This window comes from Chlorogloeopsis sp. ULAP01 (genome assembly GCF_030381805.1).
Classification (GTDB): Bacteria; Cyanobacteriota; Cyanobacteriia; order Cyanobacteriales; family Nostocaceae; genus Chlorogloeopsis.
Genome location: NZ_JAUDRH010000001.1, coordinates 465,736 through 487,792, shown reverse-complemented (window position 1 = coordinate 487,792; position 22,057 = coordinate 465,736). Strand labels below are relative to the sequence as shown.

The 22,057-nt window shown below is 40.5% G+C and carries 20 protein-coding genes; 13 read left to right on the top strand and 7 right to left on the bottom strand.

Features of this window, described 5'->3' with window-relative positions; genetic code table 11:
* Nucleotides 1-11 precede the first annotated feature (11 nt).
* Complete coding sequence (locus tag QUB80_RS02125) at nucleotides 12-1,073, top strand: mevalonate kinase family protein (protein WP_289787836.1); 1,062 nt, start codon at nucleotides 12-14, stop codon at nucleotides 1,071-1,073.
* Nucleotides 1,054-1,944: a UTP--glucose-1-phosphate uridylyltransferase gene (locus QUB80_RS02120; RefSeq protein ID WP_289787835.1), complete on the top strand. Its 891-nt coding sequence runs from the start codon at nucleotides 1,054-1,056 to the stop codon at nucleotides 1,942-1,944. Before QUB80_RS02125 ends, QUB80_RS02120 begins: the two co-directional genes overlap by 20 nt.
* A 184-nt stretch (nucleotides 1,945-2,128) precedes the next feature.
* Here the strand turns inward: QUB80_RS02120 and QUB80_RS02115 are convergent, their stop codons facing one another.
* Together QUB80_RS02115 and QUB80_RS02110 are read right to left on the bottom strand one after the other, a co-directional pair.
* Complete coding sequence (locus tag QUB80_RS02115; RefSeq protein ID WP_289787834.1) at nucleotides 2,129-2,440, bottom strand: pentapeptide repeat-containing protein; 312 nt, start codon at nucleotides 2,438-2,440, stop codon at nucleotides 2,129-2,131.
* A gap of 296 nt (nucleotides 2,441-2,736) precedes the next feature.
* Nucleotides 2,737-3,192, bottom strand: coding sequence for a pentapeptide repeat-containing protein (locus QUB80_RS02110; protein ID WP_289788121.1), 456 nt, complete (start codon nucleotides 3,190-3,192; stop codon nucleotides 2,737-2,739).
* 166 nt (nucleotides 3,193-3,358) lie between these two features.
* Here QUB80_RS02110 and QUB80_RS02105 point away from each other — a divergent pair, with 166 nt between their 5' ends.
* The 5 genes from QUB80_RS02105 to QUB80_RS02085 all read left to right on the top strand — a co-directional run bounded on the left by QUB80_RS02105 (nucleotide 3,359) and on the right by QUB80_RS02085 (nucleotide 10,856).
* A complete protein-coding gene (locus QUB80_RS02105; RefSeq protein ID WP_289787833.1) occupies nucleotides 3,359-3,586 on the top strand; it encodes a hypothetical protein in 228 nt (75 codons plus the stop codon).
* Nucleotides 3,587-3,759: 173 nt separating this feature from the next.
* On the top strand, nucleotides 3,760-5,520 hold the full coding sequence (locus QUB80_RS02100; protein WP_289787832.1) for a TM0106 family RecB-like putative nuclease: 1,761 nt from the start codon (nucleotides 3,760-3,762) through the stop codon (nucleotides 5,518-5,520).
* Nucleotides 5,521-5,698: 178 nt separating this feature from the next.
* Entirely contained in the window at nucleotides 5,699-6,892 is a 1,194-nt protein-coding gene (locus tag QUB80_RS02095; RefSeq protein WP_289787831.1) for an esterase-like activity of phytase family protein, read from the top strand.
* A gap of 709 nt (nucleotides 6,893-7,601) precedes the next feature.
* Complete coding sequence (locus QUB80_RS02090; protein WP_289787830.1) at nucleotides 7,602-9,236, top strand: serine/threonine protein kinase; 1,635 nt, start codon at nucleotides 7,602-7,604, stop codon at nucleotides 9,234-9,236.
* Nucleotides 9,237-9,302: 66 nt separating this feature from the next.
* Nucleotides 9,303-10,856 carry a serine/threonine protein kinase gene (locus QUB80_RS02085; RefSeq protein WP_289787829.1) on the top strand — a complete coding sequence of 518 codons (1,554 nt, stop codon included), beginning with the start codon at nucleotides 9,303-9,305 and terminating at the stop codon, nucleotides 10,854-10,856.
* A gap of 10 nt (nucleotides 10,857-10,866) precedes the next feature.
* Here the strand turns inward: QUB80_RS02085 and QUB80_RS02080 are convergent, their stop codons facing one another.
* Entirely contained in the window at nucleotides 10,867-11,754 is an 888-nt protein-coding gene (locus QUB80_RS02080) for a 4-hydroxybenzoate solanesyltransferase (RefSeq protein ID WP_289787828.1), read from the bottom strand.
* Nucleotides 11,755-12,105: 351 nt separating this feature from the next.
* On the opposite strand from QUB80_RS02080, the gene QUB80_RS02075 reads away from it, so the two are divergent.
* Together QUB80_RS02075 and QUB80_RS02070 are read left to right on the top strand one after the other, a co-directional pair.
* The gene (locus QUB80_RS02075) at nucleotides 12,106-13,755 is read left to right on the top strand and encodes a Ppx/GppA phosphatase family protein (RefSeq protein ID WP_289787827.1); all 1,650 of its coding nucleotides are present in this window, start codon (nucleotides 12,106-12,108) and stop codon (nucleotides 13,753-13,755) included.
* A gap of 77 nt (nucleotides 13,756-13,832) precedes the next feature.
* Nucleotides 13,833-14,648, top strand: coding sequence for an SMI1/KNR4 family protein (locus QUB80_RS02070; protein ID WP_289787826.1), 816 nt, complete (start codon nucleotides 13,833-13,835; stop codon nucleotides 14,646-14,648).
* 60 nt (nucleotides 14,649-14,708) lie between these two features.
* Here the strand turns inward: QUB80_RS02070 and QUB80_RS02065 are convergent, their stop codons facing one another.
* Both QUB80_RS02065 and QUB80_RS02060 read right to left on the bottom strand, forming a co-directional pair.
* Nucleotides 14,709-15,269, bottom strand: coding sequence for a hypothetical protein (locus QUB80_RS02065; RefSeq protein WP_289787825.1), 561 nt, complete (start codon nucleotides 15,267-15,269; stop codon nucleotides 14,709-14,711).
* Between the two features lie 194 nt (nucleotides 15,270-15,463).
* A complete protein-coding gene (locus tag QUB80_RS02060; RefSeq protein WP_289787824.1) occupies nucleotides 15,464-15,592 on the bottom strand; it encodes a hypothetical protein in 129 nt (42 codons plus the stop codon).
* On the opposite strand from QUB80_RS02060, the gene QUB80_RS02055 reads away from it, so the two are divergent.
* Together QUB80_RS02055 and QUB80_RS02050 are read left to right on the top strand one after the other, a co-directional pair.
* Nucleotides 15,591-16,715, top strand: coding sequence for a DMT family transporter (locus QUB80_RS02055; protein WP_289787823.1), 1,125 nt, complete (start codon nucleotides 15,591-15,593; stop codon nucleotides 16,713-16,715). The two genes, QUB80_RS02060 and QUB80_RS02055, sit on opposite strands and share 2 nt — an antisense overlap.
* 401 nt (nucleotides 16,716-17,116) lie before the next feature.
* Nucleotides 17,117-18,274: a peptidoglycan-binding protein gene (locus QUB80_RS02050; RefSeq protein WP_289787822.1), complete on the top strand. Its 1,158-nt coding sequence runs from the start codon at nucleotides 17,117-17,119 to the stop codon at nucleotides 18,272-18,274.
* Nucleotides 18,275-18,294: 20 nt separating this feature from the next.
* Here QUB80_RS02050 and QUB80_RS02045 read toward each other — a convergent pair whose 3' ends face one another.
* The gene (locus QUB80_RS02045; protein WP_289787821.1) at nucleotides 18,295-18,888 is read right to left on the bottom strand and encodes a MarC family protein; all 594 of its coding nucleotides are present in this window, start codon (nucleotides 18,886-18,888) and stop codon (nucleotides 18,295-18,297) included.
* A 221-nt stretch (nucleotides 18,889-19,109) separates the two neighbouring features.
* On the opposite strand from QUB80_RS02045, the gene QUB80_RS02040 reads away from it, so the two are divergent.
* Complete coding sequence (locus QUB80_RS02040; RefSeq protein WP_289787820.1) at nucleotides 19,110-19,925, top strand: carbon-nitrogen hydrolase family protein; 816 nt, start codon at nucleotides 19,110-19,112, stop codon at nucleotides 19,923-19,925.
* A 296-nt stretch (nucleotides 19,926-20,221) separates the two neighbouring features.
* Complete coding sequence (locus QUB80_RS02035) at nucleotides 20,222-20,698, top strand: sulfocyanin-like copper-binding protein (RefSeq protein ID WP_289787819.1); 477 nt, start codon at nucleotides 20,222-20,224, stop codon at nucleotides 20,696-20,698.
* 109 nt (nucleotides 20,699-20,807) lie between these two features.
* On the opposite strand, the gene fba is transcribed toward QUB80_RS02035, so the two are convergent.
* Nucleotides 20,808-21,887 (bottom strand): class II fructose-bisphosphate aldolase, encoded by a 1,080-nt coding sequence (gene fba, locus QUB80_RS02030; protein ID WP_016873790.1) that lies wholly within the window; start codon nucleotides 21,885-21,887, stop codon nucleotides 20,808-20,810.
* Between the last annotated feature and the right edge of the window lie 170 nt (nucleotides 21,888-22,057).

Genomic DNA, 22,057 nt, shown 5'->3' with positions numbered 1-22,057 from the left:
AAAAAACATATATGAAAATTTTAGTTCCAGGACGCCTGTGTCTATTTGGTGAACATAGTGATTGGGCAGGAGGCTATCGCAGTCTCAATTCTGAGTTAGAAGTAGGTTGCACGCTACTGGTGGGTACGAATCAGGGGCTATATGCTGAAATTAAGCCACATTCAAATCTACTGATTCTGAGTGCCTGTCTCAGTGGTGGCAGCCGCAAAACCTTAACTCTACCAATGGGAAAACAAGCTTTGCTTGCCGAAGCCGAAAAAGGTGGTTTTTTCAGCTATGCTGCTGGTGTTGCCTACCAACTTCTTGTCAAGTCAGATAAATGTGTGGGCGGGCTAGAAATTGATAATTACCGAACAGATTTACCAATTCAAAAAGGTTTGTCATCGAGTGCTGCTGTTTGCGTTCTGGTAGCGAGGGCATTTAATCTGGTTTATAACTTAAAGATGTCGATCCGAGAGGAGATGGAGTGTGCCTATCTAGGAGAAATTACCACCCCTTCCCGTTGCGGGCGGATGGATCAAGCTTGTGCTTACGGTAATCGTCCCATTGCTATGATCTTTGATGGCGATCGCACTGATATCATCGAACTTAGTGTTCCAACAGATTTGTTTTTTGTGATTGTGGATCTTGGTGCCAGCAAAAATACTCAGGAAATTCTCAGAAAACTGAATGAGTGTTATCCTTTCGCCCGTAATGAAGTACAAGCAAATGTTCAGAAGTATCTCGGTTCTGTCAGCTATCAAATCACCCAAGCTGCTGTTCGTGCCTTGCAAGCAGGTGATGCCCAACAAATTGGCATTTTGATGAAACAAGCACAAGCAGAATTTGATAAACATCTGATTCCGGCTTGCTCTCAAGAATTAACCGCACCAATTCTGCATCAACTGCTAAATTATGAACCAATTCAACCTTATATTTTGGGTGGCAAAGGCGTTGGTTCCCAAGGAGATGGCACAGCACAGTTTATTGTTACAAACAAAGAAAATCAACAAAAATTAATTGAAATTATTGAACGAGATTTTCCACAAATGCAATGTTTAGAATTAACGATTTATGCAGAAAAAACAAGTTAGAAAAGCTGTAATTCCGGCTGCTGGTTTTGGCACTCGATTATTTCCTGCAACCAAAGTTGTTAAAAAAGAACTTTTTCCAATCATTGATAAAGATGGCAGGGCAAAACCTGCCATTCAGCTAATTATAGAAGAAGCCCTGAGCGCTGGCATTGAAGAAATTGCGATTGTCATCCAGCCAGAAGATAAAAGAACTTTTATAGATTTATTTAAATTTCCACCTAAAGCAGAACTTTTTGAGAAACTTTCGCCAGAAAATCAGAAATACAGCAAATATCTGGTGGACATGGGTGACAAAATTAAATTTTTGGTTCAAAAAGAACAGCTAGGCTATGGTCATGCTGTATACTGTGCCAAAGAATGGGTAAATAATGAGCCATTTTTGCTGTTGTTGGGCGACCATATTTATTCATCTGATACAAAAATATCTTGTGCGCGTCAGGTATTAGAAACTTACAAACAAGTTAATCAAAATGTTGTTGGTTTAACGACAATGCCTGCAGATATGCTTTATAAAGCTGGTTGCGTCACAGGGGTTTGGCAACAGAAAAACTCAATTATTTCACTAACGCAAGTATCCGAAAAACCTACTGTTGAATATGCACGTCAGCATTTACGTATTGAAGGTATAGCAGAAGATGAGTTTTTATGCATATTTGGGTTATATGTATTGACGCCGAAAATATTTGATTTACTGGGAGAAAATATTAGTAGTAACTTTAGAGAAAGGGGAGAATTTCAACTCACAACCTGTCTGGATAAATTGCGTCAAGCAGAAGGAATAACAGGATATGTTGTGAAAGGAAAGCTTTTTGATATTGGAATGCCGGATGCTTATTTGCAAACTTTAATTGATTTTAGGAATAGAGGTTAATAGGCGTCTACTTTTTTCAACCTCACCTATAAGAGAGGGCGATCGCACTAATCGCTAGTTAATGGGATCGTTAATAATTCGACCGTCATGCCAAATAGTGTCACGGCACATACACTCAGTAAAAGAGGTATTGTCCAAAACAGCTCCTCTGAAATTGGTTCTTACCATAGAACACAAAGCAATTTCAGCATTTCCTAAGATTAGCTTCCTCGAAAATGGTGTCAGCCAAAGCAGTTTCTTGCAGCAAGGCTCCTTTCAGGTTAGCTTGCCTGAGATTAGCTTTTACCAAACTGGAGAAAGACAAGTCAGTCTCCTCCAAATTAGCTCTCTCCAAATTGGCTCTACTCAGGTCAATCTCCCTCAAACTAGCTTTACTCAAGTTAGCACTACTCAAATTAGCATCACTCAAGTTAGCACAAGGTACTAGCACAATTCCCACAAAATCTCTTTCCCCAGCAGCATATCGCTGCAACAACTCCTCAGCAGTTATCCTCATCTATACACCTCCACAACCATCATGTAATGAAGCGAGCGGTAACGAAAAACGTAGACGCGACAGCGGCTTCCCGAAGGGTACCACAAAGAACACATTAGACGCGGAGCGGCTTCCCGTAAGGGTAGGACGCAAAGAAATAAGAGTTTGAGAGAGTTTTTGCGTAATTCTCAATTTGCAAAGATGTAATGAAGCGCAATAAGTCAATGCATTGAGTCAAGAAGGTTGATTATGTTGGGTTTCGTTCCTCAACCCAACCTACAAGAGAGGGCGATCGCACTACAGGTACTACAGATTCTTCAACCTTCAGCCCAATAGGGTCCAATCTCAACGGAGCCATCAGGCATGACAGTATTGCAGTAGAAAGCTTGATGGTCTTCAATTCCTTTGCTAATAGCTCCTCGGAGGTTAGCGTTTTCCAAGTTAACCCCAGCCATAATAGCTCTTGTCAAATTGGCATTAGTCAAGTTAGCACCATTCAGATTAGCTCCGGCCAAGTAGGTGTAACTCAGGTTGGCACCAGCCAAATTAGCGCTACTAAGATTAGTGCTGACCAATTTAGCTCCAGTCAAATTGGCACCAGCCAAATTAATTCCACTCAAGTCAAGATTACACAATCCGATGTCAGAGAAATCCCTCCTCCCAGCATTGTAGCTTCCAACCAGTTCTGCAACGCTGAGATCGGTACTGAAAAATCTGTTAATAAACTCTATGTCTCCAACTTCTATACGCCGATCCAGTTCTTGGCGCTCCATAATTCTTTTCTCAGATTCTTCCATGCCTCACCTCTTACATCGATTGACGCATATAACTCTAACTCACTCAACCTCTGGAATACACTTTTCGATCCCACCTTCAACATCAACTTCTCTTTCACCGATCTCCCCACAGGACAACTAGCCAAAGCCCAAATCACCCAATTTGACCAATACGGTCGTCCTAACGGTGGAACCATCCTCATCGACGATGACGCTAACGGCATCGGCTGGTTCATCGACACCACCCCACTTGATAACAGCGAATTCACCACATCCCTTACTGACAAAGCATTCCGCGCCACTACCAACTACGGTGACACCCTCACCTACACTTGGAACTTTGGGGACGGCACTGAAATTATTACGAGAAAATCCGTTAGTCAGTTCCTAAATTGACCAACTTATTCAACAAAAGGCACGTTTGCAGTTGGCGATCGCACAGGTAATAGCGAAATAAAAAAATACTGTCTTCCATCTGCCCAAAAAAGAGTGTACCTTTATTAACAACGATTTTCGTTAGCTGGGTTACTTCCAAATAGGGCTAATTCTTGTTAGCTTAGAGGAATGTTAATAAATGCTGAACTTCTGCTGCAATTTCAACGTTGTAAGCGCCGCTCTTATTTAGATATCCACGGCGACTTCAGCCAAACAGATGCTGCTAATGATTTGCTCCTGAAACTGCAACAAGACAAGAGAGTTTATCAGAAAGGTGTTTTGGGGCAGTGGGATTCTCGCCGCCCAGATTATAAACTGGGAGATTGGCAAAGGGGACAGGCGGCGACTCTGGAGTTTATGCAGCAAGGAGTAGAGTGCATTTATCAAGGTGTGTTGCTAGCTCAATACTCGGATATTCAGTTGCAGTTAACTGAGACGGTAGAGGAGGAGATGGGGGAAGACGCGGTGACGCGGGGAGTGGGAGACGCAAAGACATGGAGACGCAAAGACACGGAGACGCAAAGACACGGAGACGCGGAGAATTGCCCTGTGTCTTCTTCCTGCCTTCAATCTGATAAATACACTTTATTAAGTCGTCCGGATTTACTGGTAAAGCTGCCTGGAAATTCCTGTTTTGGAGATTGGATGTACGTTCCGGTGAATATTGAACTGGGAAAACGTCCGAAGCAAGAATATCAAGTTGTAGCGGCATTTCACGCTCAAGTATTGGCGATCGCCCAGCAAGCGGAACCAAAAATAGCTTCGTTAGTTTTGCGTGGCAAAGAGGAACATTATTCTGTGGATCTACTGAGATGGAAACCGCAGATGCATAGTATTCTCCAGGAGTTGATTCAAACTTTGGAGGAGGTGACAGCACCAGAATTATTTATGAGTCGGCAACGCTGCAATCTTTGCCATTGGTACAGCAGTTGTTATGCGATCGCTCAATCTCAAAAACACCTCTCTCTCGTACCAGGAATTACACCCGTTCGCTACGCTCAATTACAGGCATTGGGTATTACCACAGTAGAATCTCTCGCCCAAGCAAATCCAACGGCACTGGAAAATCTGCCTGGTTTTGACAGCGAAGTTGCTTGCAAACTTGTATTGCAAGCTCAATCTGTATTGGAAAATCGTCCCCTGATTTTACCTTTTCTGCCAGTTACCTTGTATCACTCAACAATTCCGGCGATGAGGGATGATTTGCAAAGTCATAGCCACGAACAAAAGTTACTGCCAACGCCATCAACTCAGAATAATAAATTTACAACCCCGATTGAGCTTTACTTTGATATTGAAGCGCAGCCAGACTTAAATTTGGATTACTTGTTGGGGATTTTAGTTGTTGATAGACAAGCAAATACGGAAAATTTTTATTCCTTGCTTGCAGAAAAACCAGAAGACGAAGAATTGATTTGGCAGCAATTTCTGGATTTGATGTGGCAGTATCCGGATGCGCCAATTTATCATTTTTGTGTTTACGAATCTGATGCAGTTAAGCGGCTGGCGAAGCTTTACCGTACTTCCCATGCTTCTGTACAGCCAATACTGAATCGGTTTGTAGATATATACGATAAATTAACTCAAAGCGTAGCCTTGCCAGTAGAAAGTTATGCCCTAAAAGCGATCGCTCGTTGGTTGGGTTTTGAGTGGCGCGATCCAGAAGCGAGTGGTGCTAAGTGTATTTACTGGTATGATCGGTGGTTAAAAACAGGCGATCGTAGCTTGCTAGAAGTCATCCAGCGTTACAACGAAGATGACTGCCGCGCTACCCGCAGCGTCAAAGACTGGTTAGTTAAATTTTTCCAAGCAGAACTCAGAACTGAGGAATCAGAATACTCTTCGCAAAGCCGTCTTCCGGGTGTTTGCGACAAAGTTCTTTACGATTGAGCCATGAATAACCGTAAGGTGGGTACTGCCCACAATGTAAAAATAAGGGTTTGAGGAAAGCTAGGCAGCGCCTACAAAAATTGCTGTTCTGAGTTTTTCTCAAAAATAACTAATGGCTGATAGCGATTAGCCATGATATTGTGTTGTTGACTTTTAGATTTTAGCGTCATACTTACCGATGTACTTAATTAAAAAAATATGGAGATTGCCACGTATTTTTTATGTTTTTATCTTAGTTTTAATCATCAGTATATTATTGAGCAATTTAATCTCATATCCTGTTGAAATTACAGATATAGATTTCATTGGTTCTGCCACTTTGCCTACTGGTTTGACATTTCAAAATACCGAAGTAGGAGGGTTATCTGGTATTACTTATGATGCTAAAAATGACCTTTATTATGCTATATCTGATGACCGCAGTAACAAATCTACTGCTCGCATTTATACCCTAAAAATTGATTTGAGCAAAGGCTCACTTAAAGATGGTAATGTTATTCCTGTTGCTGTTACCCCATTATTAAATAAAGCTGGTACAAATTTTACTGCTGGTAGTGTCGACCCAGAAGGTATTGCTTTAACTAAGAAGGCAACTGTGTTTATTTCTTCTGAAGGTGACAATAATCAGTTAATCAATCCATTTATCAAAGAGTTTTCTCTTGCTTCAGGAAGAGAAATCGCAACATTACCAATACCGAATAAATTTTTGCCACATCAAAATAACAAGCAGGGTATCCGCAACAATTTAGCTTTTGAAAGCCTTACTATCACACCAAATGAAAAATATTTGTTCACAGCCACAGAAAATGCTCTTATTCAAGATGGTTCAGAAGTAAAACCAAACACTAGTAGTCCTTGCCGGATTGTGCAATACAACTTGCTTACCAATCAGCCAGAAAAAGAATTTCTTTACTTAACAGAACCCGTTGCTCCATTTTTGAATATTTCTCGCAAATTTATGGGTGGACTTGCTGATTTATTAGCCCTAGATAATCAAGGAAAATTCTTGAGTTTAGAGAGGCATTTTACTGGCTTAGGATTTTATATTGCGCTGTTTCAAGTTGATTTTACAGGAGCCTCTGATATTCATCAGATTAACAGTCTTTTGGCTGTAAATACTAAAAATATCAAACCTGTTCACAAAAAACTACTATTAGATTTGAGAAAAGTTGATGTGCTGTTAGATAATATAGAAGGTTTAACTTTTGGTTCTAGATTACCTAATGGACAACGCTCATTAATCCTTGTCAGCGACAATAATTTTAATGCCCTTCAACGTACTCAAATATTAGCATTTAAACTTAAGATAGAATCTCCGATTCTTAGATTATTGCGTCTTCTTCGTTTAGTTCTAAATCCCAGCACTAATTAATGACTCTTTAGAAAATAACTGCAATCGCAAATGGTTGTGTTTATGATTTATTTATATAACTTATCAACAAAATAATCATTTAATTTACAGAAAATGACTTGAGGTGTTAATATCTAAGTTTTTTAACTTATTCCTAATAGTATTAATCTAAAATCTAATATCATTAACTGTGCTTAGAGTGATGTTTGCATCTCTATATAGGTTACTTTCATCGTAACAATATACGTGTCAGTACTTAGTAAGGTGATATCTTGTACCCTACCATCTGGGAAGAAACTGCTAGCTAACGCAACACCTTATGGCGAAAGCATCTACCAGTGTCTACGCCCCACGATTGAGGATGCCTCTTGCTTTAGTTCTTGTTACCAAGTTCAACCTGGTAACGAGAATTTTATATGTGCTGATTAGTTAATAGCATTTATACTTACTGTTGAAAAATAGTAATTACACTGATGTCAGCAAGAAAATTTTTATAAATCTTTGAGTTTCAGTGGTTTTTCTCATACTTATTAATTAATATTTGTGTTAAATAAGGTTTACAAGCCTTTATATCTTTTTTAAGATGGCTTTAGCAAAAAGCTATAATTATTTTCTATTTATTTTTAAATTAGTCTATTAAATTTCAATAGTTATTTATTTTTCATAGTTAAAATCAAGTATGAAATATTTTATTTACTTGACTAAATAATTGGAGAATAGAAAAATATTTATGTCCCAAAATGATATTAACGAGAAGAATTTACAAAAAATAGAGTTAGACGTTTATATTGGAAATTTTCTCAATAATCGCTATTTAATTAAAGATGTAATTGGTAAAGGAGGTATGGGTAAAGTTTACCTAGCAGAAGATTCAGCTAAAGGTAATATACCAGTTGCTGTTAAACTTTTGTCTATGAATTTAGTAAATCAGCAAATGTCTCAAAGATTTGCTAGAGAAATATTTATTGGTGCTCAATTAGGCCGCAAAAGTACACATATTGTCCGAGTATTAAGTTATGGTGTAACTGAAGATAAAGTTCCTTTTTATGTAATGGAGTATTTGCAAGGAAAAAATCTTAAGAGTATTCTTAAGATTGAACCATTAGATTTACCAACTTTTTTAAGTGTTTGTCATCAAATTTGTTTAGGTTTACAATGCGCTCATCAAGGTGTCAGTCTCAAAGGAGAAATTTATCCAATTGTTCACCGAGATATTAAGCCAGAAAACATCTTTTTAAGTGAAGATACTAAAGAAAATAAGATTGTCAAGATTCTAGATTTCGGGATTGCCAAGTTTTTAAGTGAACGTTCTGGAATGACTATAACAGAGTCTTTTATAGGTAGTTTACCTTACTGTTCTCCGGAACATATGGAAGGACGCAAACTATTGGATGTGCGCTCTGATATTTACAGTTTAGGTGTACTAATGTTTGAAATGCTAACAGGCAAACATCCGTTCCAAATAAAAAGTCATTCTTTCGGTGATTGGTATCAAGCTCATCGTTTTGAAACACCACCTGCTTTTGAGGAAGTTGCTCCTCAGGTAAAAGTACCGCAGGAATTAAAAAATTTAGTCATTGGTTGTTTAGCTAAAGAAGTAAGCAATCGACCTCAGAATGTCAATCAAATATTAGTAACTTTAGAATATATTCAGCGCCAACAAGATAGAGACTTTGCTGTTAGTAGTAATATTTATCTGAATAAGGAGTTAGTACAATTAGTACCTGTAACTTCATGGTCAGAAAAACTTTGTTTACAAAAAAAATGGCCAAAAAATAAGCCAATAGCTTCTATTTGTTTTCCACATTTACTCCACACACAACAAGGTTCTATTCCGACTTTTTGGGCGATGTTACCTCAAAAAGAAATAGCTAGATTTTTAAATAAAAATAATTGTGTAGAATTTGTCTTTAAAAAAAATCTCTATCCAGTTGTATTATGGATTACTGTCTTATCTGATGCTCAAGTTCAATTGACAAGATGGTTATCTTATTTTTTAGATTTAAAAGATAATCAAGGATATAATCTAGTACATTCTTTAGCAGCGCTTGGCTACTATCATCTGCTATTTTTTACATTAGAAGAACCAAATCATTGTAATAACGTAATTACTTTATCTCTAAATGCCGTCCAGCGTCAGCAATTATTAGATTATTTGGAGATAAGGTATAAACCAGATTCTGTAATTTCATTCAGTGAAAGTAAAGCTATATTGAAAACAGAGTATGAAAATATGAAATCAGAAATTATGCAAAGTTTAGCAGAACAAAACAAACAAGGAGAGCTAGTTGGTAAAACATGGTTTAATAAATGGGTAGATATTTTTTTAAATTTATTTTCGCATTATTCCAATAAAAATAGTTAATAGTCATAAACATTTTTTTGACTAATTGATAAAACCTTGTAGATAGATATCGTAGAGGTTGAAACAATGAAGATTAGTTCGTTTAACCCTACAAATAATCTAGGGTTGCTTGCCAAACGTTATCAATTAAAAAAAATAATTGGTAGAGGAGGCATGGGAGAAGTTTATCTAGCAGAGGATATTTTGCTAGGAGGAATATCAGTCGCGATTAAATTCTTATCTCAGACTTTTTCAGAAGGTAAGATGCAACAGGACTTTGCTCGCGAAGCTCGCATTTGTGCAGCATTAAGTCAACAGAGCTTACATATAGTTAAAGTAACAGATTATGGTGTAAGTGAAAATGGTAAACCTTTCTATGTAATGGAATATTTATGCGGCAAGATTCTAAAAGATTTGATTCCTACGCCTTTACCGATGTTTATTGCTATTTGCCGTCAGATTTGTTTAGGTTTGCAGTGCGCTCATCAAGGTATTAATATAGACGGAAAAACTTATCCGCTTGTACATAGAGATATTAAGCCAGTTAACATTTTAGTTGTACCCGATCCGATATTGGGTCAGTTAGTTAAAATTCTAGATTTCGGAATTGCTAAATTTTTAACTACACAAACCACAATAGGCACTAGTAAGAGCTTTCATGGCACTTTACCCTACTGTTCTCCAGAACAATTGGACGGCAATGAATTAGATAGTCGTTCTGATATTTATAGCCTGGGGGTAATGATGTTTGAGATGCTCACGGGGCAAAAACCTTGGCAACCAGAAACAGACTTTTTTGGCGCTTGGTATAAGGCTCATCACTTCCAACCACCACTGACGATCGCTGATGTTAATCCCAATCTCAAACTGCCTGAGAAACTCAATGATTTAATCGTGGCTTGTTTGGCAAAATCAGCAAGCGATCGCCCCCAAAATTTGGGTGAAGTTCTCAAAATATTGGAAAGCCTGGCAGAGAAATTTCCTTCTCCATCTCCACCACAATCGTCTGCCATTACTCCTCAAGTTGGGATACCTGCCTCCCCAGCTTTTTCATCCTCCTCAGTTGGGCATTCTGAGTTGCTACCGATAAAACAAGCGTGTAAAAAGCTGATATGGCCTAAAGATAAACCTATTCAGGAAATAGTTTTTCCTCAGCTAGTTGATACCGAACAAGGTTTGGTGACAGGGCTACTGCTGATGATGTCTGTGCAAAATATCAGCAAGTACACCTCTTGTATGCGTTGCAACCAGTTTATTTTTGCCGCATCTCCCCACCCAATGCTGCTGTGGGTAACTTTACTTTACAGTCGAGAATTTGGCTCTAAGTGGCTACCTTGTTACTTAGATATGACAAATCCTCACAATCATAGGCTAGTGAGTTCTTTGGCTAAAAATGAACGCTATCCTTTGATTTTCTTTACTCTAGAAGCACCAAATTTTTGTGCTAACGTTTTGAGCAGTTATATAGCTTTAGATCAGCGGCAAATGCTGAAAAGATGGGTAGAACAGAGTCAAAGTCTACCAGCTTCGTCTTATCTCCAGTTGAGCAAAAATTTGTTAAAGCACCAATATCTACAATTACAATCTCGGATGCTACAGTATGTTGCAGCATCAGACTCTGCTCCTCAAAGTATGTATTAGAAAAAGTGCCTTAGATTTGCAAACTGCCGATAATCATTCCAGCCAAGACGATAAAGCCAATCCAAACATTTTGCCGAAAAATTTCACCATAAATAGAGTTAGGTAAGTCTTTTTTAGCTAAACGAATAAACTGCCAAATCCAACCAGCAGTTGCAATGGCAATACTAATCCAGAAGGCTAGATGAAGGTGTATGGTGATTCCTAGCCAGGCAAGAAAAAAGACGGTACCACTAAAGAAAATGCCAATTGCCACAGGAGTATAATCACCAAAAAATAAGGCACTGGAATTAACACCAATGCGCCTATCGTCATCGCGATCGCTCATAGCATAGACGGTATCAAATCCTAGCGTCCACAGTACTGTCGCGCTCCAAAGTAGCCAAGTCGGTAAGGAAAGGTTCTGCGTCACTGCACTCCAGCTAATTAACACCGCAAAACCCCAGGCGATGGAAAGCACCAACTGCGGTACAGGAAATACGCGCTTTGCACCTGGATAAAGCAAAATTACTGGAACTGCTGCCACAGACAACCAAAATGAGAGTGAGTTAAGATAGAAAGCAAGAACCGCAGCACATCCGAGCGCTATAAACGCAACAACGATACCAACTTTCACCGACAGCGCACGGGAGGCAAGGGGGCGATCGCGTGTTCTTTCCACTTCTGGATCTATATCTCTATCCCATAAATCATTGACTACACAACCAGCAGCACTTGTGGCGAGAGTTCCTAGAACAATCACGCCAACCAGTGGTAAAGGTGGTTTCCCTGCGGCTGCCAAAAACACAGCCCAAAGGGCAGGAATCATTAATATTAATCGTCCTTCTGGCTTATGCCATCGTAAAAGCCGGGCGATCACAAGCCATGTTGGTTCCTGTTTGGATTCTGGTGTAGTTAGCATAGGAATCTCAAAGGATGAGGTATTAGTGACTGGTGACTGGGGATTAGTGACTGGGAAATGAAACGCTCAAGAGCGTGAACTAGACTCTTCCCAGTACCTGATTAACACATCTTCACATAATATAGAATAATTTTATTTGATATTTGTTATTTGATATTTATAAAAGCAAAATCTAAACTAGCAACTTGGAATCAATCTAAATAGTTCTTTTAGTTGCAAGCAGCAGGGTGAATTCTATCACTCAGGTAGAGTTATCCGGCTTTCTATCTGAGACAAATTTGTTTCACAACACTCGTGCCGTTTAATCGGCGTTGTCGGCTCCTACCATCCTAAATAGAGAGAACAAAATAGATGGTGAATTTAGTTTCTGCTAACTGGGGGAGTACACCAACTCAAACTGGCAAGCAACAGCGAATCATCGCTGCTATCGACTTGGGAACAAATTCTCTGCACATGGTAATTGTGCAGATTGAACCAACACTGCCAGCGTTCAGTATTATCGGCAGAGAAAAAGAAACTGTGAGACTGGGCGATCGCGATCTTGTCACTGGATGCTTAAAACCAGAAGTGATTGAAAGGGCGATCGCCTGCTTGCGGCGTTTCCAAGAAGTAGCAAAAACTCTCAACGCCGAGACAATCGTTGCTGTAGCAACTAGCGCTGTGCGGGAAGCCCCAAATGGTAAAGATTTTTTACACCAGGTAGAAGTCGAGTTGGGTTTGAGCGTTGACTTAATTTCTGGGCAAGAAGAAGCACGGCGGATTTACCTGGGTGTGTTGTCGGGGATGGAATTTAACAACCAGCCCCACGTCATTATTGATATTGGTGGTGGTTCCACAGAAATAATTTTGGGCGACAGTTATGAGGAACGAACCCTTACCAGTACAAAAATAGGTGCAGTTCGACTCACGAACGAGTTGATCTCGACAGATCCCGTCAGCAATGCCGAATTTCAATACCTGCAAGCCTATGCACGCGGGATGCTGGAACGTTCTGTAGAAGAGGTATTGTCAAACTTACACTTTGGTGAATATCCTCGGTTGGTAGGAACTTCCGGTACTATCGAAACAATGGCTGCGATCCATGCCAGGGAGAAATTAGGTTTTGTTCCCAATACCCTCAATGGTTATCAGTTTAGCCTCAAAGATTTGCGAGAGTCGGTAAATCGCTTGCGGAAAATGACTAACTCCGAGCGGGCGACAATACCCGGTATGCCAGAAAAGCGGTCAGAAGTTATACTGGCAGGCGCAGTAATATTACAGGAAGCAATGAGTCTGTTGGGAGTAGAATCGTTAACGGTGTGTGAGCGATCGCTTCGGGAAGGAGTGATCGTAGACTGGATGCTCACTCATAGCTTAATAGAAGACCGTTTGCGCTACCAAAGTTCAGTGCGCCAACGCAGTGTTCTCAAAAGTGCGAAAAAATATCATGTCAATTTAGAACATAGCGATCGCGTCGCAGTATTTGCTCTCAGTATATTTGACCAAACTCAAGGTATCCTACACAATTGGGGAGTGGAAGAAAGGCAACTGCTTTGGGCAGCTGCCATCTTACACAACTGCGGTCACTATGTCAGTCATGATTCTCACCACAAACACTCTTACTATCTGATTCGTAATGGCGAATTGCTCGGCTATACCGAAACCGAGATCGAAATTATTGCCAACTTAGCGCGTTATCATCGCAAATCACCGCCCAAGAAAAAGCACGAAAATTTCCGCAATCTTCTGCACAAAGAGCACCGACAACTTGTCAGTCAATTGAGTGCCATTTTAAGATTGGCAGTTGCTTTAGACAGGCGACAGATTGGAGCAATAACCCAATTGAAATGTGAATTTCGTCCAGATTTGCGACAATTAAAAATGCGAATTTACCCATCTCGTCCTGATGATGACTGCGGCTTAGAACTCTGGAGTTTAGATTACAAAAAAGGAGTTTTTGAAACAGAGTTCAATGTAGAATTAGTGGCAAGTTTGGAATCGTCTGCTGTTGTGGTTAGTTAGTCGATTGGTCAATAAAGTAGGGTGCGTTACACTGCGTTAACGCACCTTAAAATTTTTCTATAAATGTTAAATTAAAGGTGTCTGAATTAACAAATGCTTTAGATCGCATTCGCACCTACTTAGAGGGTAATTATCCAGATGTGGCAGCCAAATTACCTCCAGGTTTACCTTTAGAAAATATTGAAAAAAGATTTCAAGTTCTACCTTATCGATTGCCACAAGAAGTCTATGAACTTTATCAATGGTGTGGGGGATGGGATTGTGAAACTGAAAACTGGGATACAATTTTTGCCCCCTACTATGGCACGATGACGCTTTGTAGCCCGCAAGGATCTATAGAGACGGTTAAAGATTTTGAAAAATATGGAGTCAGGTACATAGATAAACCCCTGATTCCAATTTTTGGTTATGACAGGATATATCTTTGCACAGTAGGAGACTGGCAAGCAAAATTTCCTTCTCCGATAGTCTATGTTTCAGAACTTTATACAGTTGAACTAGAGTCCGTCAGTTTAACAAGTATGATGCAAGTGACAGGAGAAGCTTGGGAAACTTGTGCGGCTTACATAAATGAAAAAGGATTTGTGGAATGCAATGAACAAAACTTCTTCGCCATCTCTCGCAAATACAATTCCGAGTTACCTCAGATGGTACTCACTAGGTTGAAACAAGAGCTAGAGATAGCAGGTAAAGAACGTCGTAAACTATATAAAACGTGGGATTCTCTTGATGAAAATGTTAATTGGTTAATCAAGTGCTGGCCAAATCTGTCATTTGAGAATTTCTCCCCTGAATTGATAGAACCAATAGTCAGAGAAATGAACAAACCAAAAGAAACTTCATTCAGTCATTATGCCAAAATGATAGTAGAAAAACTTAAATACAAATTGTAAGCCACACCACAAGATTTATGACATAGGAACATCAGACTTGGGAAGCTTGATTTGAGCAGATTAAACTCGCCCGTAGAATGAGTAAACAGCTTGTGTACCTTCATGTTCATCAAGAATAGCAAGTCCCCTACTCTTAAAAGTACAGCTTGGAGTTCGAGATAAGTCAGGCTGTTTCAGATTGCTATTTTTCCCAAAGCCGAATACAGAACTCAACAAAGACATCAATTTAGACAACCAGTGTTCTGAAATTTCTTGACTAACCAAACCCGTTCCTATTTCACCAAATCGAATTACCTGACTTTGAACATGAGCGTGATGAAGATATTCTAAAGCTTTCAGGTGTTTTGCTTGAGTTACCATATTTTTGCTCCAAGTTTGTTCCCAAAGAGGTTCCGGTCTATACTCGGCAAGAATTGTCATGACTGTACATTTTGGATACCATGACTCAACTGTTTTGAGAGTAATAACGGCACTTGTTTGGGAAAGATTGTCCACGCCCTCTACAACAACCTTCCAGCTTGCTCCACCCGCATAGCTTGGAGAAGAAAATACTACAACTCCAATTAGAAATATTGAAAGACAAAATAATTTCTGAAAGTTTTTGCAACAAAGGAATTGCATACTTATTTGGAAGCGTTTTTGTAGATGAGTAATTGCTATTCACAGTTTTCCCACATAAGCAATAAGGTGTAATACTATTTCACGAAAAGGCTGATATGGATGTACCCCACCGCCTACGGCACCTGCCCTTACTAAGGGGAGGTTGGGAGGGGTTGAATATGAATCACTCAAAAAGTGAAATGGTATAATACACCTTAAAATAAGGCTGGCTGTAACTGAATGCGATCGCAACTGAGTATTCTTTCCTTCACAAAACGAAATGTTTCGGTAAAATTAGGTAAAGCATTTTTGCAGTTGTGAAAAAAAGGCGTCAGCAATTCCATGCAGCTGAAACTCAGTGCATCTCGGCTTCCCCTCGCTCCCCTACTCCTAATCGCACCCTTTTTCCTGTGGGGTACGGCTATGGTGGCGATGAAAGGAGTTATTTCCCACACCACACCACTATTCATGGCAGGAGTGCGTATCTTACCAGCCGGGATACTGATTTTGATTGCAGCGATAATGATGGGCAAACCTCAGCCTAGAGGTTGGGCAGCTTGGCTGTGGATTGTTTTATTTGCCTTGGTAGATGGAACATTATTTCAAGGTTTTTTGGCAGAGGGATTGGTTAGAACTGGTGCTGGCTTAGGCTCAGTGATGATTGATTCTCAGCCATTGGCTGTTGCTTTGATGTCTTCTTGGCTATTTCAAGAAAGAATTGGCTTATGGGGATGGCTGGGGCTTTTACTTGGAGTCACAGGTATTAGTTTGATTGGCTTACCTGATGAGTGGATTCTGGGTATTTTTTCTCATCATACTCTCCCGCTCTTCCACTCTTTAGGGCAGGCACAAGGCGCTGCCCCTACGATTCCACTTCTTGACTCCCTGTTTCAAAGTGGCGAATGGTTAATGCTGCTGGCGGCGCTAAGTATGGCTGTGGGAACGGTTTTAATTCGGTTTGTTAGCCGCTATGCTGATCCTATAGCTGCAACAGGTTGGCATATGATTTTGGGTGGTTTGCCTTTGTGGGCGATTTCATCAGTTGCAGAATCGCAGCAATTACCGAATTTAGTGGCTTCTGATTGGCTCGCTTTAGCTTACGCCACAGTGTTTGGCAGTGCGATCGCCTATGGATTATTTTTCTATTTTGCTTCTAGGGGCAATCTTACTAGTCTCAGTTCTCTGACTTTCCTGACTCCTGTATTTGCCTTATTATTTGGCAATTTGTTGCTCAAAGAAATTCTTAGTCCCTTACAGTGGGGAGGGGTTGGTTTGACTTTAATCAGCATCTATTTGATCAATCAGCGCGATTCCTTAGCAGGTGTAAGTAAGAACGAAACTTTATCAGAACAAATAGCTACTAAACAACAGCAACCGATTTTAGAAACTTCTGGAAAAAAACTGAACTCTCTAACCGTACCCGTGAGAGAATCCGAACCAGAAATTTTACCCTCAAAGAATTCTTGATGAAACTAATTTGGGAAATGCAAGGGCTATACAGAATTGAGTCATGCCTGAACTTTCCCAAATAGCTTAAATGCTCTCGCAGTTTTTTAGCAGCCGCCTCACAGGGGGCGCACCACCCGCTACAAATCGAACAAACAAGTCAAATCCTCTTCCCTACCTACGCTCTTGCGAGTTCGCCGTCAGGCGTTGCGTTAGCTAGCGACTTCTGTAGACGGGCTTTGCCCGGCTTCCCGTCGGGTAAGTAGCCGCTACGCGTCTACTGCCTACTGCCCTCTGCCTTGTTTATTCACAGACATCGCTTGTCATTCTTTGGGATAAAACTTAACATTTAGCCAGATAGAAGTTATTTTGCGGTATTTTACTGGCAATCCACTTCTGGCTGAAATTTTCTACATGAGAGTATGTTCTCAATTCTGATCGTCATCGGCTTTACTCGCTTAAATTTGGACTACATTCCAGTAAACACAGCTATCCCAAAACCAGTCCATGAATTTCTAAAACTTACCCAAGTCAGTTTGCAAGACATCGACAACCAGCCAATTCTCAAATTTGGCAGTACAGGGGATGAAGTCAAGACATTACAAGCCCAACTACTAAAGTTAGGCTACTACGATGGTGTGATCGATGGACAATATGGTACAGCCACACGCGATGCTGTAATTAAATTTCAGCAAAACCGAAATTTAGCAGCAAATGGAATTGCTAGTACCCAAATTACGAAACTGCTGGAAGCAGAAGTAGAAAAAAAATCTATTGTCGCCAATGTAACTCCGCAGGCTGCCCAACAGAAACGGGTATCTGGAAGACACAGTTTTGTGTGGTGGTTGCTTGTGGCGATCGCCCTTTTAGGAAGTACTGGCGCACTGCTATATCTTGTGAAATGGCTTAGTAAAGGCAAAAAAAATGCGCCGACAGATACTTCAGAAGATACTTCAGAGCTAGAAACTTCTATTCAAGCCGAAACTAACCCAGTTACGCAAGCTTCACAAGAGCTTGAAGCCACAGCCAATCAAGATTCCCCTAGCTCTAATGGCATTACTCCCCAAGTAGCTGATACACCACAACCTAAAAAATTACTACCACCAATAGCCACTCCCCATCTTGCCAAAGTCAATATTGTTGAAGAATTGATCAAAGACTTAAATAGTTCCGATCCGATCCATCGAGCTAAAGCGATTTGGGATTTGGGGCAACAAGGAGATTCACGAGCAATTCAGCCATTGGTAGATTTGATGATTGATGCAGATTCGCAACAACGTAGTTTAATTTTGGCTGCTTTGGCAGAAATTGGCACCCGCACGCTCAAACCGATGAACCGCGCATTAGCAATGTCATTGCAAGATGAAAGTCCCCAAGTACGGCAAAATGCTATTCGCGATCTGACTCGCGTGTACGATATGATAGCTCAAATCAGCCAGATGTTATGTCATGCGGTGCAAGATTCCGATGTTGAAGTTCAAGCAACAGCAAGATATGCTCTTGCACAAATGCATCGTATTCGTAGCTTGTCGTCACCGGAAAATCTACCAGGAACTTCATCAACAGAATTTCAAGATTGACAATCTTTAGGATTTAAATATTAACTCAAAAACAACTCTTTAACTCCTGTACTGCCAATTTCCACTGCCAATGCCGCCAATAAAAAACCTAAAAGTTGAGTAATAATTACTTCACCTTCTGCACCGATCCAATTATCAATAAAGTTTGCTTGTCGCAAAATTAGCCAACTAACGAACATCGCTACGATAATTCCCACTACTACACTAATATGCGGACTAGGAGATTCTGACATTAATAACATTACAGATGTAAGTGTGCCAGGCCCAGCTAATAATGGCAATGCTAAAGGAGTAATTGCTACATCACGCTCTTTGTCAATCACTGGAGTGTCTAATTGTCCTTGTAGCATTTGTAAAGCAATTAATAATAGCAGTAATCCTCCAGCTACTCGTAAAGATCCCATACTGACATCCAAGTAAATCAAAATGAATTTACCAGCACAGGCGAATAGTAAAAGCACTGCTATTGCCACTAAAATGGCTTTATCTATCACTTTGTTTCTTTGTTCTGCTTCCATACCTTTGGTCAAAACCAAAAGTATTGGTATATTACCAATCGCATCCGCAAGTACAAAGACAGCAACAAAAGTTTTAATGAGAACAGACGTATCCACAGCAGATTGGCTCTATCAGGGTTTTCTAACAACTTAACCTGAATCTCGTCCTATTTTCTAGCTGCCACAGGAAGATGAAGAGGAAAGTGGGGGGACAAGGGGACAACAAAGCACCAAGAGCACCAGGGGCAGAGGAGAGGGGAAGAACAATCAACCACTAACCATTAACCCATGACTAATGACTATTTGATAATCTATTACGCATAACATTTGCTAACTCTATGAAATCTTATTTAGCTGCCGCTATTCAAATGACCAGTGTGCCTGATTTGGAGAAAAACTTGGCACAAGCCGAGGAATTAATTGATTTAGCCGTGCGTCAGGGAGCAGAACTGGTTGGTTTGCCAGAAAATTTTCCCTTTATGGGAGAAGAAAAGGACAAACTTGCTCAAGCGGAGGCGATCGCTCAAAAAACGGAAAATTTCTTGACAAAAATGGCGCAGCGTTATCAAATTACCATCTTGGGCGGTGGTTTTCCGGTTCCTGTGGAGGGTGCAGGCAAGGTTTATAACACTGCTTTACTCATCGCTCCCAATGGTCAAGAGTTACTGCGCTACCATAAAGTACACTTATTTGATGTTAATGTTCCCGATGGCAATACCTATCGAGAATCCACTACTGTGATGGCTGGCAAAGTGCTGCCTTCTATTTATCCTAGTGAAACATTGGGTAACATCGGACTTTCGGTTTGTTATGATGTCCGCTTCCCAGAAGTTTACCGTCATATGTCATCCAAGGGAGCAGATATTCTGTTTGTTCCAGCCGCCTTTACCGCTTTTACGGGTAAAGATCACTGGCAAGTATTGTTGCAAGCCCGTGCAATTGAAAACACCTGCTATGTGATTGCACCAGCCCAAACAGGATTAAACTACGATCGCCGTCAAACCCACGGACACGCCATGATTATCGATCCTTGGGGAGTAATTTTAGCCGATGCGGGTGAGAAACCAGGTGTTGCGATCGCCGAAATCAATCCTTCGCGCATCGAACAAGTTAGACGTCAAATGCCGTCTCTCCAACATCGAGTCTTCCATTAAAAGGGAACTCTTAACAGGGAACAGATAATAAGTACTTATAGAGACGCGAGTGATCGCGTCTCTTATATGTTAGTAATATTAGCTTTCAATTGTAAAAAAATTAGAACCATCACTAAATTTTTTCGCTTTTTATCTTCAAAATACAAAATATCAAACAAAATTAATTTTATCTATTCCTCTACGGGGGTTTAAAATCCCATCTTCGCGCTTGTTGCAAGTAGAGAGTTGGGATGTCCCCCTCACAAACTCCCTGTTCTCTGATAAGAGTTCCCTTTTACAGCAGTAGGTATAAATAATTGAACAAGCGAATTTGGAAATTTTGCTTAATGGCGATCGCATCGCTATTACTGTGCTGGGGATGCAGTACAAATAATCCGCCACAGCAAGCAACTACTAACTCTCCAGGTGTAGTCGCGCCTGCATCTGGTGTCAATACAGTTCAAGTAACCGTCAAGGAAATGGCATTCCAGCTATCAAAATCAAATGTTCCAGCTGGAGATGTAGAATTTGTGGTTACGAATGAAGGTAGATTGGCACACGAAATGGAACTCATCAAGACTGACTTACCAATCGATAAATTGCCACTCACAAATGGCGATCGCTTAGATATAGATAAAGCAGGTAAAAAAATTGCTGAGATAGAAGCAGATGAACTTAAAAGTGATACAACCAAAACACTCAAAGTCAACTTAACTCCTGGTAAATATTTGATAGTTTGTAATATACCAGGACACTTTCAAGCTGGGATGAGAACCATACTTACAGTGACATAAAACAAACAACCGAGAAGCATAAACGCTTCCCGGCTGAATAAACGAGTGATGAAAAATTCTAGAAAAATAGGGACATAGCTATAAGAATATCCCTATTTATTTTCCTAAGTTACAGAGCAACAGTTTTCTTAATAGCAGCGTTGAGTTCGCCTTTAGCATACTTAGCAGCAAATTCTTCCAAAGAAACTTGCTTAATTTTGCTAGCATTACCAGCAGTACCAAATTGCTGGTAGCGGTCGGCACAAACCTTCTGCATATATTTAATGGAAGGCTTGAGGAAGTGACGAGGGTCAAACTCTTTAGAGTTAGCTGCCAAAGCTTCCCTTACAGCCGCAGTAATCGCCAAACGGTTGTCAGTATCAATATTTACCTTGCGCACACCGCTCTTGATACCTTTTTGGATTTCTTCCACAGGTACACCATAGGTTTCGGGAATGGTACCACCGTACTGGTTAATCAGAGCAATCAAATCTTCTGGTACGGAGGAAGAACCGTGCATTACCAAGTGGGTGTTGGGCAGACGACGGTGAATTTCTTCAATGCGGCTGATTGCCAAAATTTCCCCAGTTGGTTTGCGGGTAAATTTGTAAGCACCGTGGCTAGTGCCAATAGCAACAGCCAAAGCATCTACTTGAGTTTGTTCTACAAAGTCTACCGCTTGGTCTGGATCGGTTAGTAACTGGTCATGAGAAAGCTTACCTTCAAAACCGTGACCATCTTCTTTGTCACCCATACCAGTTTCTAGAGAACCCAAGCAACCGAGTTCGCCTTCGACACTGACGCCCAATGCGTGAGCCACTTTTACCACTTCGCGAGTAACATTGACGTTGTACTCGTAGCTAGCGGGGGTTTTAGCATCAGCTTCCAGCGAACCATCCATCATCACGCTGGTAAAGCCGTTTTTGATAGCAGAGTAGCAGGTAGCAGGTTCATTACCATGGTCTTGGTGCATGGCAATGGGAAGATGAGGATAGGTTTCCACCGCTGCCAAAATCAGGTGACGCAAGAAGTTTTCGCCAGCGTACTTGCGAGCGCCACGAGAAGCTTGCAAAATTACGGGGCTATCTGTTTCATGGGCAGCTAGCATGATTGACTGAATCTGCTCCATGTTGTTGACGTTGAAAGCGGGGATGCCGTAATCGTTTTCTGCCGCGTGATCCAACAGCAGCCGCATAGGCACGAGCGCCATAGATAGTCCTCCTATTGTGGTTGTCAGCTATTCGTTTCGATATACAGCGTAAACAAATATTACGCCAATCTTAAATTATTGTGAGCTTATAGGAAATTATAACTAGTGATGGGTGTTTATGTTTAAAAAGTTTACGCCATAGTTTCTCAGGCCATAGTTCAAAAGGTACA

Coding starts and splice junctions, on each gene's coding strand:
- QUB80_RS02090 (WP_289787830.1), top strand. CDS start 7,602: ATGTCCCAAAATGATATTAACGAGAAGAATTTACAAAAAATAGAGTTA.
- QUB80_RS02040 (WP_289787820.1), top strand. CDS start 19,110: ATGAAATCTTATTTAGCTGCCGCTATTCAAATGACCAGTGTGCCTGAT.
- QUB80_RS02085 (WP_289787829.1), top strand. CDS start 9,303: ATGAAGATTAGTTCGTTTAACCCTACAAATAATCTAGGGTTGCTTGCC.
- fba (WP_016873790.1), bottom strand. CDS start 21,887: ATGGCGCTCGTGCCTATGCGGCTGCTGTTGGATCACGCGGCAGAAAAC.
- QUB80_RS02100 (WP_289787832.1), top strand. CDS start 3,760: ATGTTAATAAATGCTGAACTTCTGCTGCAATTTCAACGTTGTAAGCGC.
- QUB80_RS02095 (WP_289787831.1), top strand. CDS start 5,699: ATGTACTTAATTAAAAAAATATGGAGATTGCCACGTATTTTTTATGTT.
- QUB80_RS02120 (WP_289787835.1), top strand. CDS start 1,054: ATGCAGAAAAAACAAGTTAGAAAAGCTGTAATTCCGGCTGCTGGTTTT.
- QUB80_RS02080 (WP_289787828.1), bottom strand. CDS start 11,754: ATGCTAACTACACCAGAATCCAAACAGGAACCAACATGGCTTGTGATC.
- QUB80_RS02065 (WP_289787825.1), bottom strand. CDS start 15,269: ATGCAATTCCTTTGTTGCAAAAACTTTCAGAAATTATTTTGTCTTTCA.
- QUB80_RS02055 (WP_289787823.1), top strand. CDS start 15,591: ATGCAGCTGAAACTCAGTGCATCTCGGCTTCCCCTCGCTCCCCTACTC.
- QUB80_RS02050 (WP_289787822.1), top strand. CDS start 17,117: ATGTTCTCAATTCTGATCGTCATCGGCTTTACTCGCTTAAATTTGGAC.
- QUB80_RS02115 (WP_289787834.1), bottom strand. CDS start 2,440: ATGAGGATAACTGCTGAGGAGTTGTTGCAGCGATATGCTGCTGGGGAA.
- QUB80_RS02060 (WP_289787824.1), bottom strand. CDS start 15,592: ATGGAATTGCTGACGCCTTTTTTTCACAACTGCAAAAATGCTTTACCT.
- QUB80_RS02110 (WP_289788121.1), bottom strand. CDS start 3,192: ATGGAGCGCCAAGAACTGGATCGGCGTATAGAAGTTGGAGACATAGAG.
- QUB80_RS02125 (WP_289787836.1), top strand. CDS start 12: ATGAAAATTTTAGTTCCAGGACGCCTGTGTCTATTTGGTGAACATAGT.
- QUB80_RS02075 (WP_289787827.1), top strand. CDS start 12,106: ATGGTGAATTTAGTTTCTGCTAACTGGGGGAGTACACCAACTCAAACT.